We start from the raw sequence: 15,569 nt of genomic DNA on the forward strand, positions 1-15,569 counted from the left end.
GCACGAACTTCCATCAGGTGCGGGTGAATAGCGGGTAGAGCGAGGCTACCAGCAGGGCGGCCATGCCGACATTGAACAGGCGCAGCCGCAGTGGGTCTTCCAGCCAGCGCCGCAGCAGGCTGCCGAGTATGGTCCAGACGCCCACGCTGGGCAGGTTGACCACGGCGAACAGGGTGGCGATCAGCACGACGTTGCCGATCCAGCTGTTGGCCGGCAGGTAGGTGGCGATGGCGCCGACGGCCATCACCCAGGCCTTGGGGTTGACCCACTGGAAGGCGGCTGCCTGGAGAAAGGTCATGGGTCTGGCGGCGTTCTCACCGTTCGCTTCGGGCGCGCCGGAGCGGGCAATCTTCCATGCCAGGTAGAGCAGGTAGGCGCCACCGGCATAGCGCAGCGCCGTGTAGGTCGCCGGGAAACGCTCGAACAGCTGGTGCAGGCCCAGGCCCACGGCGACCACCAGCAGCAGGAAGCCGATGCTGATGCCGAGCATGTGCGGGATGGTCCGGCGCACGCCGAAGTTCACGCCCGAGGCCAGCAGCATCATGTTGTTGGGGCCGGGGGTGATGGAGGTGACGAAGGCGAACAGCACGAAGGCGCCGAGGAGTTCGAGGGGCATGGCGGAGTACCGGTCTAATTGTAGGGCCAGACTAATCCTGCCAACGCGGGGCTGTCCCATAACAGCCAGTGGCCGAGTGGCCCGTACAGTGGCGGCATCGCTGGCACGGCCCGCATGCCCGCAGTATGTTGCACACTACCGACAGACAGGAGTCAGCCGTTCATGGAGCGGAACCCATACGCCGCGCCGCAGGTGGAATTGGTCGACACGCGCGCGCCCACGCCTTTCCTCGTCGGCGACTGGTCGTCCGGCAAGCTGCGGCTGCTGGCGGGACTCACGCTTGCTCTGCTGCTGACGGACCTGACGCTGATCGGTATCGGCATGGTCGCTCGCCTGCCGGGTGGCCCGAAGTTCCTGATGCCGTATGAGGAGTGGCTGGGTGCGCTGAGTATGCTGCTGGGGTGTTTTCTGGCCTGGCGCAGCACGCGTCTGCTTGAGGATCGATTCGCGGCCCGCGGGCTCCGCTGGCCAATGTGGATTCTCATCGTCATCGCCGTGGTGATGCAGGTGTTTTCCATGCTTTTCGACGTCGACCTGACCGGCTCGCACCAGAGCAACGCGACGGTGTATTTCATGATGATGTACCTGCCCAGCGGCCTGGTGCAGCTCTGGTATGGCATCCGTGTGCTGAAGATCCAGCTGCCGTTCACCTCGGTGAAGGTCATGGGCTGGTTCGACGTCGTGAGCGGCATCTGCCTGGCGAGCATCGTACTGTTCGCCTTTGGCACCTTGCTGTCGATCATCAACACCATCCCCTTGGCGCTGATTTTCCTGCGCGCCGCCGGCGAGCAGGAGCGGGCCGCCCGCTAATCGTCCGGCGAGCGGGCAATGGCCTGGTTCACCGCCAGCCAGCCTTTCACCGCTTCTTCCCCGGCCTCGCCGAAGGCGCGCTGCAGCAGGCGGTCCTGCTCGCGGCGCAGGGCCTTTTCCAGCTTGCCGCCTTCAGCGGTCAGCCCCAGCCGCCGCTTGCGCTTGTCGTTGCCGCAGGCCTCACTGCTGATCAGTTCGCGCTCGAGCAACTGACGCAGCGGCAGGTTCAGTGCCTGCTTGGTCACGCCCAGGGCGGCCAGCAGCTGGCTGACACTCAGCCCCGGATTACGCGCGATGAAGAACAGGATGCGGTGGTGCACCCGGCTCAGCCCGCGGCGGGCGAGCATCTCGTCGGGTTTCGCGGTGAAGGCCCGGTAGCTGTAGAAGAAGGCCTGGATCGCTTCGAGTTGCAGGCTGTTTTTTGTTAGGTCAGGCATATTGACGTATCCATCCCGGGCGTCGTAGCTTCGGTCAAGCAGTTTGACTCATTCTTCCATGCTCCCGCTACCGGTGACCCCCATGGCCTTCTCCGAACGCATCGCCCGACTGAAAAGCTCTCTGATCCGTGAAATCCTCGCCGCGGCGCAGCGCCCGGAGGTGATGTCCTTTGCCGGCGGCCTGCCCGCCGAGCCGATGTTGCCGAAGGTGAATTGGGACGACATGCCGGTGAGCATGGGCCAGTACGGCATGAGCGAAGGGGAGCCGGCGCTGCGCGAGGCCATCGCCGCCGAGGCGCGAGCGTTGGGCGTGCCCTGCGAAGCGAGCCAGGTATTGATCGTCAGCGGTTCGCAGCAGACGCTCGACCTGGCCAGCAAGCTGTTCATCGATCCGGGCACCGAGGTATTGCTCGAAGCGCCGACCTATCTTGCTGCGCTGCAGGCCTTCCAGCTGTTCGGCGCGAACTGCCTGACCGTGCCGCTGGGCGCCGAAGGCCCGGATGTCGCCGCGCTGCGCCAGCGCCTGCAGGCCAGCAAGCCGGCCTTCGCCTACCTGATCCCGACTTTCCAGAACCCGTCCGGCGTGCGCTACAGCGAGCAACGCCGCGATGAAGTGGCCGCCGTGCTCGACGAGTTCGGCGTGACCCTGATCGAGGACGAGCCTTACCGCGAGCTGGTGTTCGATGCGGGCGCCGCGACTCCGTTGGTCAGTCGCCTGAAGAAATCCAGCTGGATCTACACCGGTACCGTCTCCAAGACGCTGCTGCCGGGGCTGCGCGTGGGCTTCCTGATCGCCACGCCGGACCTGTTCCCGCACCTGCTGCGCCTGAAGCAGTCCGCCGACCTGCACACCAACCGCGTCGGCCAGTGGCAGGCACTGCAGTGGTTCGGCACCGAGGCCTATCGCGGCCACCTGGCCGAGCTGCGCGATTTCTATCGCATTCGCCGCGACGCCATGCAGCAGCAACTGGAAGAGCATTTCGCCGAGCTGGCGGAGTGGAATGTGCCCCAGGGCGGCTTGTTCTTCTGGCTCAAGCTCAAGCAGCCGCTGGATACCCGTACACTGCTGGACGCGGCGTTGGCGCAGAACGTGGCCTTCATGCCGGGCGAGCCTTTCTTCACGCAACCGGATGCCAATCCCGGCTATTTGCGGCTTAACTTCAGCCACGTGGCGCCGGAACGTGCCGGCGAAGGTTTGCGCCGTCTGGCGACGGTCATCCGCGAAGCCCAGGCCCAATGAGGAGATGAGCATGTACACCGTCTACGGCGATCGACTGTCCGGCAACTGCTACAAGGTCAAGCTGGCCCTGCACCTGCTCGGCCTGCCTTACCAGTGGCGCGAGATCGATATCCTCAAGGGCGAGACGCAGACCGCCGAGTTCCTGGCGATGAACCCCAACGGCAAGGTGCCGGTGCTGCAGCTGGAAGATGGCACCTGCCTGTGGGAGTCCAACGCCATCCTCAACTTCCTCGCCGATGGCAGCGATCTCCTGCCACGTGAACCGCGCCTGCGCACCCAGGTGCTGCAATGGCAGTTCTTCGAGCAATACAGCCATGAGCCCTACGTGGCGGTGGCGCGTTTCATCGAGTTCTACCTGGGCCTGCCCGAAGAGCGCCGCGAGGAGTACGTGCGCTGCCAGAAGGGCGGTTACAAGGCGCTGAAAGTGATGGAAAAGCAGCTGCAGCAGACGCCTTACCTGGTGGGTGACCAGTACTCCATCGCCGACATCACCCTGTATGCCTACACCCATGTGGCGCACCAGGGCGGCTTCGACCTGTCGAACTTCCCGGCCATCAATGCCTGGCTGGCGCGGGTGGCCGACCATCCGCGGCACGTGGCGATGCAGGACTGATCATCCCGCCCGGCCATTGAAAACGCCGCTTCCCTCGAAGCGGCGTTTTTCGTTGGCAGACCCAATGATGCGGAAGCGGATTCAGTCCGCGATCGTTTTCTCGTCGATTCGAGGTGGCCGGATAGCACTCGCGAACGGAGTCTGCTCCTACGCAAGGTTTCGCTTTGTGCGAAGCGAAAACAGGCAATTTGCCATCAGATAAGTCCGAAAAGCCGCTCTAAACCGCTGATTTCGGTACTTTGGGGTTGACCGGCATCATGGCGGCGTTTTGTCGCCCTCCCTAATCTGGACGGGCTGCCATGCGGGACGTACCGATGTGGCCGGGCGCGAGCGGCAGGCAGTGTCGTCGCCCGGCGTGGGGAGGGGAAAGATGGCCTATCTGGTCTGGCAGGCGGATCTCGACACCGGGATCGGAGTGATCGACGCGCAGCACAAACGCATCGTCGAAATGATCAACCAGCTGCACGAGGCCCAGGCCCATCACGACCGAGCCATGCTCGGCGGCGTGATCGAGGAACTGGTCGACTACACCATCTCGCACTTCGCCTTCGAGGAGACGCTGCTGGAGGATTCCGGCTACCAGTTCACCCGTGCGCACAAGAAGGTCCACGAACTCTTCATCAAGCGCGTTTCCGACTACCGCCTGCGCTTCGACGCCGGCGAGGACGTCGCCGAGGAGCTCAAGGGCCTGCTCGGACGCTGGCTGTTCAACCATATCCGTAATGACGACGCCAACTACGTGGAGTCGGTGATGGCCAGCATGCACGAGCTGACCCGCGACCAGAGCCACGGTGGCTGGCTGTCGCGCTCGATGAAGCGATTCTTCGGCTGAATTTTCAGTCACTTCGGCGGTGAATGCCGACGCGAATCCCCTTCGGCTGGCTATGCTCTGTGCACAACTACAAGCAATGCCACGGGGGTATTCGCGCATGAAGACGCTGTTGAAGTCACTGCTGCTGCTTTCTTTCCTCTCATCCTTCCCATTGTTCGCCGCCCAGCCGACGACCTCGCCAACGGACGACCAGCGCGCCAAGGCGTTGCTGTCCAAGGCGGTGGCCGCCTACAAGCAGGAGGGCGACAAGGCCTTCGCTGCGTTCAGCCGCCAGGGCGAGTTCATCGACGGGGACCTGTATGTGTTCGTCGTGGACAGCAAGGGCACCATGCTTGCCAGCGGCGGGCCGTCGGTGGTGCTGATCGATCGGGATGTGTCGACCACACTCGATCCGTCGTTGCAGAAGCAGTTTGCGCAGGCGCTGAAATCGCCGGAGACCGGCAAGGTGCAACAGGCCGACTACCGCTGGAAGAACTGGGCGGACGGCAAGGTCGAGCGCAAGCACGTCTATTACCAGCGTGTGGGTGAGCGCTTCCTCGCGGTGGGCTACTACATCCCGCGCGCGTCGGCGCAGCAGGCGGCGGCCATGCTGGACAAGGCGGTGAAGGCCGTCGCGGCCGATCCGCAGGACACCTTCAAGAAGATCACCGCGCGCGATCCCGCATTTATCCAGGATGACCTCTACGTCTTCGTTGTCGACCTGGATACGTCGAAATTCGTTGCCCATGGCTTCAATACGCGGATGGTCGGCACGGACTTCGATTCGCTGAAGGACCCGGGCGGCAACCCGATCGGCCACGCCATGCTGGAACTGGCCAAGTCCAAGGGCGAGGCGGAATTCGAGTACCAGTGGCGCAACCCGGTGACCAGCAAGGTGGAGAACAAGCACGCCTTTCTGCGCAAGGCCGGCCATTACCTCGTTGCGGTGGGTTACTACACGCGCTGATTGCAGCGATTCACAGGCACAAAAAACCGGCCCGAGGGCCGGTTTTTTCATGACGGCGGCTGTCAGCGGATCAGGCTGAGGAACTCGCTGCGGGTGGCGGCGTTCTCGCGGAACTCGCCGAGCATCACCGAGGTGACCATGGAGGAATTCTGCTTCTCCACGCCGCGCATCATCATGCACATGTGCTTGGCCTCGATCACCACGGCCACGCCCAGCGCGCCGGTGACCTGCTGGACCGCCTCGGCGATCTGCCGCGACATGTTTTCCTGGATCTGCAGGCGGCGGGCGTACATGTCGACGATGCGCGCCACCTTGGACAGCCCCAGCACCTTGCCGTTGGGGATGTAGGCCACGTGGGCCTTGCCAATGAACGGCAGCAGGTGGTGTTCGCACAGCGAGTAGAGCTCGATGTCCTTGACCAGCACCATCTCGCTGTTGTCGGAGCTGAACAGGGCGCCGTTGACGATCTCCTCCAGCGTCTGCTGGTAGCCGCGGCAAAGGTACTGCATGGCTTTGGCGGCGCGCTTGGGCGTGTCCACCAGGCCTTCGCGGGTGACGTCCTCACCGAGCTGGCTGAGGATCGCGGAGTAGTTTTGTTCCAGGGACATGATCTACCTGTGGCAATGACAAAAATAAAAACCGTGGCGCAGGGTAGGGCGCTCAGCCTTGGCTGGCAAGGCCCGAGCGCCGGTTGGCGCGTTATGGCAGGCGGATTGTCGCCGGACGCGAGTGCTAGCCGGGGGCAGGGCTTTTACTCGTCGCGGCCTTCGAGCATGTTGCGGCGCAGCATCACGTAGATGGCACCGGTACCGCCGTGGCGCGGCAGGCAGGAGGTGAAGCCGAGTACCTGCGGGTGCTGGCGCAGCCAGGTGTTCACATGGCTCTTCACCATCGGGCTGCGGCCGTCGACGCGCGCCGCCTTGCCGTGGGTAACGCGGACGCAGCGGATCTCGAAGCGCGTGGCTTCGGCGATGAAGTCCCAGAGGGTTTCGCGGGCCGTTTCGATCTTCATGCCGTGCAGGTCGAGGCTGCCCTCGAAACTGATCTGGCCGGCCTTGAGCTTGCGTATCTGGCCTTCCTGGACGCCGTCGCAGGCCCAGTAGAGTTCGTCCTCGGGGCCGACGTCGATGACGAACTGGTCGGAGAGGCCGTCGACCCGGATGTTCTCGGTGCGTACGGTCGCGTTCTGTCGCAGCTCCTTGAGCTGCTTGCGGTCGGCCTTGGGTTTACCGGTGTCGGCCTGGTCCACGGTGATCCGTCTGACGCCGCGCATTTCGCTGGCGAATTGGGAAAAATCGTCGTCTTGCATGCGCACCTCCTCAAACAGCCGCGCAGTCTAACGGATCGCGCCGGTCCTGCGGAAATGCGCCGTGCGGGGATCAGTCGCGGCGCTTCATCAGCCGGGGCGACAGGCTCAGGCCTTCACGGCCACGGGCACGGCGGCGCGCGGCGCGCCAGAATGTGACACCCAGCCACAGACAGAACAGTCCGATTACCAGCAGCACGGCGCCGGCTCCCGGTTCGATGTGCAGCACGCCCACCGCGGGCTGGCGGCGGAGCAGGGCGGCGACGCCGGCCATGGCGGACAGGATGCCCAAGGTGGCGATTACCGCGGCGATCGCGGCGGCGAAGCGCCAGCGCCAGCGACCCGGACGCTTCGGGCGCAGGCTGGGTGGATCGAATTTATCGGTCATCTTCATCCCGACTTCCTCATCTATTGAACGAGGCTATGACCGGTGGGGAGGGGTGGGGTTCCAACCCCAGGGTCGGGAAGCGCGGCGAACCCGCTGGGTGAGCGGGTTCGCGGGCTATCGCGCCTAAGCTGAGCCTAACCCCGGGTGCTTGTCGTTGCCGCCCGTCGGGACGAATGGCTTCAGACCAGCGCCTGGGCTTGTGCGACCACGGCGGCGAAGTTGTCGCCCAGGGCGGCGATTTCGGCGCGGTGCAGGTCGCGCGCGGCGAGCACGCCGCCTTCGGGGGTGGGAATGTCGCGGGTGGCGCAGGCGGCATCCACCAGGGTGCAACGGTAGCCGTAGTCCTTGGCGGCGCGGACGGTGGTGCTGATGCTGGAGTGGGTCATGAACCCGCAGACGATCAGGTCCAGGCGGCCGCCGGCCTGCAGGCGGTCATGCAGGTCGGTGCCGGCGAAGGCGTTGGGCAGGCGCTTGTCCACCACCACCTCGCCCGGCAGCGGCGCCAGTTCGGGCAGGAAGCGGCCGCGCGGGCCCTGAGGGTCGAGGAGGCCGCCGACCACGCCCAGGTGGTGCACGTGGACAATGGGAGTGCCCATGGCCCGGGCCGTCTCCAGCAACAGGCGAATCTGCGCCACCGCGGCATCCAGGTCAGGCAGGGCCAGTACGCCGCTGCGGTACTCCTCCTGGGCATCGATGATCAACAGAGTGCTCTGGCGCAGGGTGGCCGGCGGATATCCGCGCCCACTGATCTGCAGCATGCTGAGCGGAAGGGACATGTCACGACTCCTGTAAATGCATGTTCACTCATTGTGGGCCGTAACGCGTCCGCTGTGAATCTTTGCGAACTCGCGCCAAAGTGGTAATGGCATTCTGTGGCGGAACGGGCTGGAAAGCCCCCGGAGTGTCCGCATTCCGCTAGAATGCGCCCCTTTTTGCGAGCTGCGAGGACTGCTGCCGTGACCGAATCTCGTTTGCTGACCCTGCGTGACCACATCCGCTGGGCCGTCAGCCGCTTCCACGCCGAGGAACTGTTCTTTGGCCACGGTACCGACAACGCCTGGGATGAGGCCCGCCAACTGGTGCTGGGCGCGCTCCATCTGCCCTGGGAAATGGCCGACGCCTACCTGGATTGCCGCCTCGAGGACGAGGAGCGCGAATACCTGATGCACCTGCTGCGCCGACGCATCGAGGAGCGTGTGCCGACTGCCTACCTGCTGGGTGAGGCCTGGTTCTGCGGCATGCCCTTCGTGGTGGACGAGCGCGTGCTGGTGCCGCGCTCGCCCATCGCCGAACTCATCGAACGTCGCTTCGAGCCCTGGCTGGCGGCCGACCCTGCACGAATCCTCGACCTGTGCACCGGCTCGGGCTGCATCGGCATCGCCTGCGCCAGCGCCTTCCCGGAATCCGAAGTGGTGCTGGGCGACCTGTCGTTCGATGCCCTGGAAGTGGCCAATATCAATATTGAGCGCCACGAGCTGGGCGAGCGCGTCTACACCGTGCAGGGTGACGGCTTCGAAGGCCTGCCGGGCCAGCGTTTCGACCTGATCGTGTCGAACCCTCCCTATGTCGACGCCGAAGACTTCGCCGACATGCCCGCCGAGTACCACCACGAGCCGGAGCTGGGCCTGGCCTGCGGCAACGACGGCCTGGACCTGGTGCGGCGCATGCTGGCCGAGGCGGCGGACCACCTGACCGAGCGCGGCACATTGGTGGTGGAGGTGGGCAACAGCCAGGTGCACGTGGCGGCGCTCTACCCGGAAGTGGACTTCACCTGGCTCGACTTCGAGTACGGTGGCCACGGGGTATTCCTGCTCTCGGCGCAGCAATGCCGCGAGCATCAGGAGCTGTTCAGGGCGCGGGTAAAGGCCTGATCCGCTCCAAGGGTGGGCTGAATCTGTAGGAGCGAGCTTGCTCGCGAATGGATTTACCGGTTGGTCCGGCGCCTGGCCGGTTCGCCAGCAGGCTCGCTCCTACAAAAGAATGCTTCGGCGTGGGACTCAGCCCATCGCGGAGGTCGGCTTTGGGTAGGAGCGGACTTCGTCCGCGGTTGCCCACCGGCCGCGCCGATCGGTCGGCGGCGCATGCACGCTAGTGCGTGGCGATCCAGATCAGCAGTCCCGCCTGGAACACGGCGAACACCGTCAGGCAGGCGATGGTGAAGCGCAGGCTGGTGTCGTCGCGGCGGAAGGTCTCGATGCGCTGCTCCAGCCGGCGAATCTCGTTGGACTGGGTGGCGAGGTTCTGGTCAGCCTGTTCCAGCATCGAGCCGGCTTCCAGCAGCGGGACTATCTGCACCTTGTCCTTGTGCCAGTCGTCGTACAGCTCGCTGACCCGGCCGACGCTGTAGCGCGCCTTCAGCAGCCGCGAATCCTCGTAGATCACGTCGAAGCCCTGGGCGCGCAGGAAGTGGTCGCGGCGCTGCCGGGCCTCTTCGTTGGGTGCGTCCTTCATCGCCAGCGCGCCACCCTCGACACGGTAGTGCGACCACTTCTTTTTCGCCCAGGCCACTCCCTGGGCCAGCAGGAATCGCCCCAGTCCGCGGTTCAGCGGTTCGGTGGTGAAGCCCGAGTCGGCGCCGAAGCGCACTTCCTTGTTGCGGTGGTCCGCCCAGACCTCCAGCAGGTTCACTTCCTTGCGCAGCACCTGGCCGGGCACCTGTACGGTCAGCCGCAGCAGGCTCTGCTCGCCGTTGTGGCGTTCCACCCGGCCCAGTTGCACGAAGCGCAGCGGCCGCGCGCCAGTGGTGCGGTCGGTGGGCAGCGGCGCCAGGCGCAGCAGGCGATAGTGTTCCGGCGCCAGGTCCGCCCAGGGATGCGGGCGGGCGGCGGCGCTCTCGTCGGCGGCGACGGCTGTCTGTTCGGCTTCGGTCATGGGGTCTACCTCGGGGCCTGGCGGGCGTGGCCAGGGCTCTCCCGTGGTTTATCGACGCACCGGCGGATTTCTTGAGACGTTCGCTCCAGATCCGGGCGCATTTTCGGCAAGCGTACTGCCGGGCAGGCTCGGCGCGTGCTGGATGAAAGTCGTGATGCGCTGCACCAGCTCACGGGCCAGCGGCAGGTTGGGGTTGTTGTAGGAGGCGAGCTGCTGCGGACCGCTGGTCGGAACGATCCGCAGGATATGGTTCATCCCCGAGATCAGATGGAAGTCGCTGTCGGGCTTGGCGCGCTTGAGCGCCTGCGCATCCTCGACGCCGACCTGGATATCGTTGGTGCCCTGCAGGACCAGCGTCGGCAATTTCAACTCGGCGAAGGCGCGGGCCGGGTCCTGGCGGAACAGCGAGATCAGGTAGGGCTGCACGCTGGGGCGGAACAGCACCTTCAGGGGCTCCGGCACCCGTGGCTGCAACTGCCCGGCCTGCAGACCGTCGATCAACTGGTCAGCCTGGGCGAGCAGGGGCGGCGGCAGGCGGGCTTGCAACTGCTCGCGCAATACGTCGCCGATCGGGCGGGCGCTGCCGGCCAGGGAAACCAGCGCCTCGGCGTGGGTTTGCGGCGCGGCGAGGCTGGCGATCAGCGCGCCCTCGCTGTGGCCGATGAGAATCTGCCGGCCGAAGCGCGGGTCGTGGGCCAGCTTGTCGCTCCAGGCCACCACGTCGCTGACGTAGGCTTCGACGCTGAGCTCTTCCTCACGCGGCGCGGCCGGCAGGCTGCGGGCCACGCCGCGCTTGTCGTAGCGTACGCTGGCAATGCCGTTTTCCGCCAAGGCCTCGGCCAGTTTGCGCAGGTAGGCGTTCTGTCCGCCCTCGGGGTTGTTGCCGTCGCGGTCGGTGGGGCCGGAGCCGGCGATCAGCAGTGCTACTGGCGGAGGGGTATCGCCCTGGGGCAGCAGCAGCGTGCCGCGCAGCACGCCGTGGCCGGTATCCAGGTCATAGGGACGCTGCAGGATGCTGGTGGGGGCGGCCTGGGCGATGCTGGTGACGAAACAGAAGAGGAGCAGGGCGAGACGGCGCATCGAAGACTTCGCGATGGGGCTGATGGCGCTTTGATCCTCGCGGGCGGCGAAGGTTCGCAGGGCGGATTGACGCAGGTATACTGCTCGGCCTTTTCGATACCAGTCTTTTCGCGGAGCCTCGCATGTCCGGCAACACCTACGGCAAGCTGTTCACCGTCACCACCGCTGGCGAAAGCCACGGCCCGGCGCTGGTCGCCATCGTCGACGGCTGCCCGCCCGGCCTTGAGATTTCCCTGGAAGACCTGCAGCGCGACCTGGACCGCCGCAAGCCCGGCACCAGCCGCCATACCACCCAGCGCCAGGAAGCCGACGAGGTGGAGATCCTCTCCGGCGTGTTCGAGGGCAAGACCACCGGTACCCCGATCGGCCTGCTGATCCGCAACACCGACCAGAAGTCCAAGGACTACTCGGCGATCAAGAACCTGTTCCGCCCGGCCCACGCCGACTACACCTACCACCACAAGTACGGCATCCGTGACTACCGTGGCGGCGGCCGTTCCTCGGCGCGCGAGACCGCCATGCGCGTGGCGGCTGGTGCGATCGCCAAGAAGGTTCTGGCGGGCATGGGTATCAGCGTGCGCGGCTACATGAGCCAGCTCGGCCCCATCGAAATCCCCTTCAAGACCTGGGACAGCGTCGAAGACAATGCCTTCTTCAGCCCCGACCCGGACAAGGTGCCGGAGCTGGAGGCCTACATGGACCAGCTGCGCCGTGACCAGGATTCGGTGGGCGCGAAGATCACCGTGGTCGCCGAAGGCGTGCCGCCGGGCCTGGGCGAGCCGATCTTCGACCGCCTGGACGCCGAACTGGCCCACGCGCTGATGAGCATCAACGCGGTGAAGGGCGTGGAAATCGGCGCCGGCTTTGCCAGCGTCGCCCAACGTGGCACCGAGCACCGCGACGAGCTGACGCCCGAAGGCTTCCTGTCGAACAATGCCGGCGGCATCCTCGGCGGTATTTCCAGCGGCCAGCCGATCATCGCCCACCTGGCGCTCAAGCCCACCTCCAGCATCACCACCCCCGGCCGCTCCATCGACGTCGACGGCAACCCGGTGGATGTCATCACCAAAGGTCGCCACGATCCGTGCGTGGGCATCCGCGCCACGCCCATCGCCGAGGCGATGATGGCCATCGTGCTGCTCGACCACCTGCTGCGCAATCGCGCGCAGAACGCCGACGTGAAGGTCGGCACCCCGGTCCTCGGCCAGCTTTGAGTGACCTGGCGCTCCCGCCGGCCTGATCAGGTGGCGGGAGCGTCGGATATTCGCCGCCGATGACTCAGGTTCCCTACTGGCGGCTGTCCAGTTTCTACTTCTTCTACTTCTGCCTGCTGGGTGGGACGGCGCCGTTCCTCGCGCTGTATTTCCATCACCTGGGGTTCTCTGCGCCACGCATCGGCGAACTGGTGGCGATCCCCATGCTGATGCGCTGCATCGCCCCCAACCTGTGGGGCTGGTTGGGCGACCGCAGCGGCCAGCGGCTGGCCATCGTGCGCTTCGGCGCGGTGTGCACGGCGCTGTGTTTCGCCGGCATCTTCCTCGATCACAGCTATGCGTGGCTGGCGCTGATCATGGCCGGGCACGCGTTCTTCTGGCACGCGGTACTGCCGCAGTTCGAGGTGATCACGCTGGCGCACCTGCGCGGGCGCACCGAGAGCTACAGCCGCATCCGCCTGTGGGGTTCCATCGGTTTCATCTGTACCGTGGTCGGCCTGGGCTGGCTGTTCGAGTTCGCCAGCCTGGACGCCTATCCGCTGGCGCTGCTGACGATCATGCTCGGCATCGTCGGCGCCAGTTGGTGGGTGCCGAATGCCCAGCCGCCGGCGCGGCAGGATGAGGCCAGCGCGGGCGGTTTTCTCCAGCAACTGCTCAAGCCCGGCGTGCTCGCCTTCTACCTGTGCGTGTGCCTGATGCAGCTGTCCCACGGTCCGTACTACACCTTCCTGACCCTGCACCTGGAGTCGCTTGGCTACGCGCGCGGGCTGATCGGCCAGCTCTGGGCGCTGGGGGTGGTGGCCGAGGTGCTGCTGTTCCTGGTCATGCCGCGCCTGCTCAAGCGCTTCTCGCTGCGCCAGGTGCTGGTGGCGAGCTTCCTGCTGGCGGCCTTGCGCTGGCTGCTGCTGGGCATGTTGGCCGGGCACCTGCCGGTGCTGCTGTTTGCCCAGTTGCTGCACGCGGCGACCTTTGGCAGCTTCCACGCCGCCGCCATTCATTTCGTCCAGCGCAGCTTCCAGGCTCGCCAGCAGGGGCAGGGCCAGGCGCTGTACGCCGCGCTGGCCGGCACCGGTGGCGCGCTCGGCGCGCTTTACTCCGGCTACAGCTGGGGTAGCCTTGGGCCGGCCTGGACCTTTGCCATCGCCAGCGTGGCTGCGCTGGCTGCCGCCTTCATCATCTGGACCCGTCTGAACGAGGACCCGCATGAACGACACCCGTGAACAGCTGACCCAACAGATCATCGAGGCCGGCCGTTTCCTCTACGGCCGTGGCTGGTCGCCGGCCACCAGCAGCAACTATTCCGCGCGCCTGGCCGCCGACCGTGCGTTGCTCACCGTTTCGGGCAAGCACAAGGGCCAACTCGGTGAGAATGATGTGCTGGAAACCGACCTCGCCGGCAACAGCCTGGAACCGGGCAAGAAGCCCTCGGCGGAAACCCTGCTGCACACCCAGCTCTACGCCTGGCGCCCGGAGATCGGCGCGGTGCTGCACACCCATTCGGTCAATGCCACCGTACTCTCGCGCCTGACCGTGGGTGACCGCCTGGAGCTGGAAGACTACGAACTGCAGAAGGCCTTTGCCGGCGTCAGTACTCACGAAGGCCGTGTGACCGTGCCGATCTTCGATAACGACCAGGACATCGCCCGGCTGGCGGCCAAGGTGCAGCCCTGGCTCGATGAGCATCCGGACTGCCCCGGTTACCTGATCCGTGGCCACGGCCTGTACACTTGGGGGCCACGCATGGCCGATGCCCTGCGCCAGATCGAAGCCTTCGAATTCCTCTTCGAATGCGAACTGAAAGTACTGAGCCTTCGCGGCGGCACGCGCTGAGCGAACCCGGCCCGCTTTTGAGAAAAAAGCCCAGAAGGACAACGACCATGAGCAGCCTGACCGTCTACCACGAATCCAACCCCGAGCAGCCGCTGAAACTGCTGACCCACGCCGAGGACATCGCTTCCACCCTGGGCGAGCTGGGCGTGCGCTTCCAGCGCTGGGCGGCGAATGCCCCCATCGTTCCCGGCGCCAGCCAGGAAGAGGTGATCGCCGCCTACCAGCACGAGATCCGTCGCCTGCAGGAGGAGGAGGGCTACGTCACCGTCGACGTGGTCAGCCTGACCGCCGATCATCCGCAAAAGGATGAACTGCGCGCCAAGTTCCTCGATGAACATCGCCATGGCGAGGACGAGGTACGCTTCTTCGTCGCCGGCCGCGGGCTGTTCACCCTGCACATCGAGGATCACGTCTACGCCGTGCAGTGCGAGAAGAATGACCTGATCTCGGTGCCCGCCGGCACCCGCCACTGGTTCGACATGGGCGAGCGCCCGCACTTCGTGGCCATCCGCCTGTTCAACAATGCCGAAGGCTGGGTCGCGAAATTCACCGGCGACGAGATCGCCAAGCGGTTTCCGTTGCTGGAAGACTGATCTCTCCTTAGCCGGGGAGGGTAGGCTGTTTCCTGCTCTTCGTAGGAGCGAGCTTGCTCGCGAACAGTGTTGCCGGCCCACTCGGTTCCATGCGGTTCGCGAGCAAGGACTGGGCGTCCCCCTCGGTCCTACATGTCATCCCGCCTGGGTTAAAGGCGGGCTTTTGGAGTCCCCATGCCCATCAAAGCCATCCTCACCGACATCGAAGGCACCACCAGCGCGGTCAGCTTCGTCTTCGACGTGCTCTTTCCCTATGCCGCCGCGCACCTGCCGGACTTCGTGCGTGGGCATGCCGACGAGCCGGCCGTGGCCGAGCAACTCGCCGCCGTGCGCGCCGACAGTGGTGAGACGAACGCCGACACCGAACGCTGCATCGAAATCCTTCTCGGCTGGATCGCCGAAGACCGCAAGGCCACGCCGCTCAAGGCACTGCAAGGCATGGTCTGGGAGCAGGGCTACAGCGCCGGCCAGCTCAAGGGCCATGTCTACCCGGACGCCGTCGACGCGCTGCGCCACTGGCACGCCGAGGGCTACCGGCTGTACGTCTATTCCTCCGGCTCTATCCAGGCGCAGAAGCTGATCTTCGGCTGCTCGGAGGCGGGCGACCTGTCGCCGCTGTTTTCCGGCTACTTCGACACCACCAGCGGACCCAAGCGCGAGGTGGAGTCCTACCGCCGCATCGCCGCCGCCATCGGTCTGCCGGGCGAAGACATCCTCTTCCTCTCCGACATCGTCCAGGAGCTGGATGCCGCGCAGCAGGCCGGCCTGCAGACCATCGGCCTGGCCCGCGAGG

19 protein-coding genes are annotated in these 15,569 nt (G+C 65.6%); 11 read left to right on the forward strand and 8 right to left on the reverse strand.

The window, feature by feature from the left end:
* Window positions 1–13: 13 nt before the first annotated feature.
* On the reverse strand, window positions 14–616 hold the full coding sequence (locus PNI01S_RS27110; RefSeq protein WP_084359785.1) for a LysE family translocator: 603 nt from the start codon (window positions 614–616) through the stop codon (window positions 14–16).
* A gap of 162 nt (window positions 617–778) precedes the next feature.
* On the opposite strand from PNI01S_RS27110, the gene PNI01S_RS27115 reads away from it, so the two are divergent.
* Complete coding sequence (locus PNI01S_RS27115; protein WP_084359786.1) at window positions 779–1,426, forward strand: hypothetical protein; 648 nt, start codon at window positions 779–781, stop codon at window positions 1,424–1,426.
* Here PNI01S_RS27115 and PNI01S_RS27120 read toward each other — a convergent pair.
* Window positions 1,423–1,863 (reverse strand): MarR family winged helix-turn-helix transcriptional regulator, encoded by a 441-nt coding sequence (locus PNI01S_RS27120; protein WP_024765415.1) that lies wholly within the window; start codon window positions 1,861–1,863, stop codon window positions 1,423–1,425. The two genes, PNI01S_RS27115 and PNI01S_RS27120, sit on opposite strands and share 4 nt — an antisense overlap.
* A gap of 82 nt (window positions 1,864–1,945) precedes the next feature.
* Between PNI01S_RS27120 and PNI01S_RS27125 the strand changes: the two genes are divergently transcribed.
* The 4 genes from PNI01S_RS27125 (at window position 1,946) to PNI01S_RS27140 (ending at window position 5,494) form a co-directional block, all read left to right on the forward strand.
* A complete protein-coding gene (locus tag PNI01S_RS27125) occupies window positions 1,946–3,103 on the forward strand; it encodes an aminotransferase-like domain-containing protein (protein WP_024765416.1) in 1,158 nt (385 codons plus the stop codon).
* Window positions 3,104–3,113: 10 nt separating this feature from the next.
* The gene (locus PNI01S_RS27130) at window positions 3,114–3,716 is read left to right on the forward strand and encodes a glutathione S-transferase family protein (protein WP_024765417.1); all 603 of its coding nucleotides are present in this window, start codon (window positions 3,114–3,116) and stop codon (window positions 3,714–3,716) included.
* A 370-nt stretch (window positions 3,717–4,086) separates the two neighbouring features.
* Window positions 4,087–4,548, forward strand: coding sequence for a bacteriohemerythrin (locus tag PNI01S_RS27135; protein WP_024765418.1), 462 nt, complete (start codon window positions 4,087–4,089; stop codon window positions 4,546–4,548).
* A gap of 97 nt (window positions 4,549–4,645) precedes the next feature.
* Window positions 4,646–5,494 (forward strand): cache domain-containing protein, encoded by an 849-nt coding sequence (locus PNI01S_RS27140; protein WP_065327606.1) that lies wholly within the window; start codon window positions 4,646–4,648, stop codon window positions 5,492–5,494.
* A gap of 62 nt (window positions 5,495–5,556) precedes the next feature.
* Here PNI01S_RS27140 and folE read toward each other — a convergent pair whose 3' ends face one another.
* From folE to PNI01S_RS27160, 4 genes are all read right to left on the reverse strand, one after another.
* Entirely contained in the window at window positions 5,557–6,102 is a 546-nt protein-coding gene (gene folE, locus PNI01S_RS27145) for a GTP cyclohydrolase I FolE (RefSeq protein ID WP_024765420.1), read from the reverse strand.
* A gap of 143 nt (window positions 6,103–6,245) precedes the next feature.
* Window positions 6,246–6,803, reverse strand: a complete 558-nt coding sequence (locus PNI01S_RS27150) for a Smr/MutS family protein (RefSeq protein ID WP_024765421.1) — start codon at window positions 6,801–6,803, stop codon at window positions 6,246–6,248.
* Window positions 6,804–6,873: 70 nt separating this feature from the next.
* Window positions 6,874–7,194, reverse strand: coding sequence for a hypothetical protein (locus PNI01S_RS27155; protein WP_024765422.1), 321 nt, complete (start codon window positions 7,192–7,194; stop codon window positions 6,874–6,876).
* A 173-nt stretch (window positions 7,195–7,367) separates the two neighbouring features.
* Entirely contained in the window at window positions 7,368–7,964 is a 597-nt protein-coding gene (locus tag PNI01S_RS27160; protein WP_024765423.1) for a cysteine hydrolase family protein, read from the reverse strand.
* 180 nt (window positions 7,965–8,144) lie between these two features.
* On the opposite strand from PNI01S_RS27160, the gene prmB reads away from it, so the two are divergent.
* Complete coding sequence (prmB, locus tag PNI01S_RS27165) at window positions 8,145–9,059, forward strand: 50S ribosomal protein L3 N(5)-glutamine methyltransferase (protein WP_024765424.1); 915 nt, start codon at window positions 8,145–8,147, stop codon at window positions 9,057–9,059.
* Window positions 9,060–9,276: 217 nt separating this feature from the next.
* On the opposite strand, the gene PNI01S_RS27170 is transcribed toward prmB, so the two are convergent.
* Window positions 9,277–10,059 (reverse strand): hypothetical protein, encoded by a 783-nt coding sequence (locus PNI01S_RS27170; protein ID WP_024765425.1) that lies wholly within the window; start codon window positions 10,057–10,059, stop codon window positions 9,277–9,279.
* 48 nt (window positions 10,060–10,107) lie between these two features.
* Complete coding sequence (locus PNI01S_RS27175) at window positions 10,108–11,139, reverse strand: alpha/beta hydrolase (protein ID WP_084359787.1); 1,032 nt, start codon at window positions 11,137–11,139, stop codon at window positions 10,108–10,110.
* Between the two features lie 122 nt (window positions 11,140–11,261).
* Here PNI01S_RS27175 and aroC point away from each other — a divergent pair, with 122 nt between their 5' ends.
* The 5 genes from aroC to mtnC all read left to right on the forward strand — a co-directional run.
* A complete protein-coding gene (gene aroC, locus PNI01S_RS27180) occupies window positions 11,262–12,353 on the forward strand; it encodes a chorismate synthase (RefSeq protein WP_024765427.1) in 1,092 nt (363 codons plus the stop codon).
* Window positions 12,354–12,412: 59 nt separating this feature from the next.
* The gene (locus tag PNI01S_RS27185) at window positions 12,413–13,573 is read left to right on the forward strand and encodes an MFS transporter (RefSeq protein WP_084359788.1); all 1,161 of its coding nucleotides are present in this window, start codon (window positions 12,413–12,415) and stop codon (window positions 13,571–13,573) included.
* Window positions 13,557–14,183: a methylthioribulose 1-phosphate dehydratase gene (locus PNI01S_RS27190; protein WP_084359789.1), complete on the forward strand. Its 627-nt coding sequence runs from the start codon at window positions 13,557–13,559 to the stop codon at window positions 14,181–14,183. Before PNI01S_RS27185 ends, PNI01S_RS27190 begins: the two co-directional genes overlap by 17 nt.
* Before the next feature lie 47 nt (window positions 14,184–14,230).
* A complete protein-coding gene (locus tag PNI01S_RS27195) occupies window positions 14,231–14,776 on the forward strand; it encodes a 1,2-dihydroxy-3-keto-5-methylthiopentene dioxygenase (RefSeq protein ID WP_024765430.1) in 546 nt (181 codons plus the stop codon).
* Window positions 14,777–14,950: 174 nt separating this feature from the next.
* Window positions 14,951–15,569 (forward strand): acireductone synthase (gene mtnC / locus PNI01S_RS27200; protein WP_084359790.1); only part of this gene is annotated, 619 nt, incomplete at its 3' end.

Origin of the sequence: Pseudomonas nitroreducens NBRC 12694 (assembly GCF_002091755.1) — a bacterium.
GTDB classification, from domain to species: domain Bacteria; phylum Pseudomonadota; class Gammaproteobacteria; order Pseudomonadales; family Pseudomonadaceae; genus Pseudomonas; species Pseudomonas nitroreducens.

Excerpts from the sequence above, each read along its gene's own strand:
- PNI01S_RS27155 (WP_024765422.1), bottom strand. The coding sequence starts at position 7,194 with ATGAAGATGACCGATAAATTCGATCCACCCAGCCTGCGCCCGAAGCGT.
- PNI01S_RS27175 (WP_084359787.1), bottom strand. The coding sequence starts at position 11,139 with ATGCGCCGTCTCGCCCTGCTCCTCTTCTGTTTCGTCACCAGCATCGCC.
- PNI01S_RS27170 (WP_024765425.1), bottom strand. The coding sequence starts at position 10,059 with ATGACCGAAGCCGAACAGACAGCCGTCGCCGCCGACGAGAGCGCCGCC.
- PNI01S_RS27195 (WP_024765430.1), top strand. The coding sequence starts at position 14,231 with ATGAGCAGCCTGACCGTCTACCACGAATCCAACCCCGAGCAGCCGCTG.
- PNI01S_RS27110 (WP_084359785.1), bottom strand. The coding sequence starts at position 616 with ATGCCCCTCGAACTCCTCGGCGCCTTCGTGCTGTTCGCCTTCGTCACC.
- folE (WP_024765420.1), bottom strand. The coding sequence starts at position 6,102 with ATGTCCCTGGAACAAAACTACTCCGCGATCCTCAGCCAGCTCGGTGAG.
- PNI01S_RS27185 (WP_084359788.1), top strand. The coding sequence starts at position 12,413 with ATGACTCAGGTTCCCTACTGGCGGCTGTCCAGTTTCTACTTCTTCTAC.
- PNI01S_RS27115 (WP_084359786.1), top strand. The coding sequence starts at position 779 with ATGGAGCGGAACCCATACGCCGCGCCGCAGGTGGAATTGGTCGACACG.
- PNI01S_RS27125 (WP_024765416.1), top strand. The coding sequence starts at position 1,946 with ATGGCCTTCTCCGAACGCATCGCCCGACTGAAAAGCTCTCTGATCCGT.
- PNI01S_RS27130 (WP_024765417.1), top strand. The coding sequence starts at position 3,114 with ATGTACACCGTCTACGGCGATCGACTGTCCGGCAACTGCTACAAGGTC.
- PNI01S_RS27135 (WP_024765418.1), top strand. The coding sequence starts at position 4,087 with ATGGCCTATCTGGTCTGGCAGGCGGATCTCGACACCGGGATCGGAGTG.
- PNI01S_RS27140 (WP_065327606.1), top strand. The coding sequence starts at position 4,646 with ATGAAGACGCTGTTGAAGTCACTGCTGCTGCTTTCTTTCCTCTCATCC.
- aroC (WP_024765427.1), top strand. The coding sequence starts at position 11,262 with ATGTCCGGCAACACCTACGGCAAGCTGTTCACCGTCACCACCGCTGGC.
- PNI01S_RS27150 (WP_024765421.1), bottom strand. The coding sequence starts at position 6,803 with ATGCAAGACGACGATTTTTCCCAATTCGCCAGCGAAATGCGCGGCGTC.
- PNI01S_RS27120 (WP_024765415.1), bottom strand. The coding sequence starts at position 1,863 with ATGCCTGACCTAACAAAAAACAGCCTGCAACTCGAAGCGATCCAGGCC.
- PNI01S_RS27190 (WP_084359789.1), top strand. The coding sequence starts at position 13,557 with ATGAACGACACCCGTGAACAGCTGACCCAACAGATCATCGAGGCCGGC.
- PNI01S_RS27160 (WP_024765423.1), bottom strand. The coding sequence starts at position 7,964 with ATGTCCCTTCCGCTCAGCATGCTGCAGATCAGTGGGCGCGGATATCCG.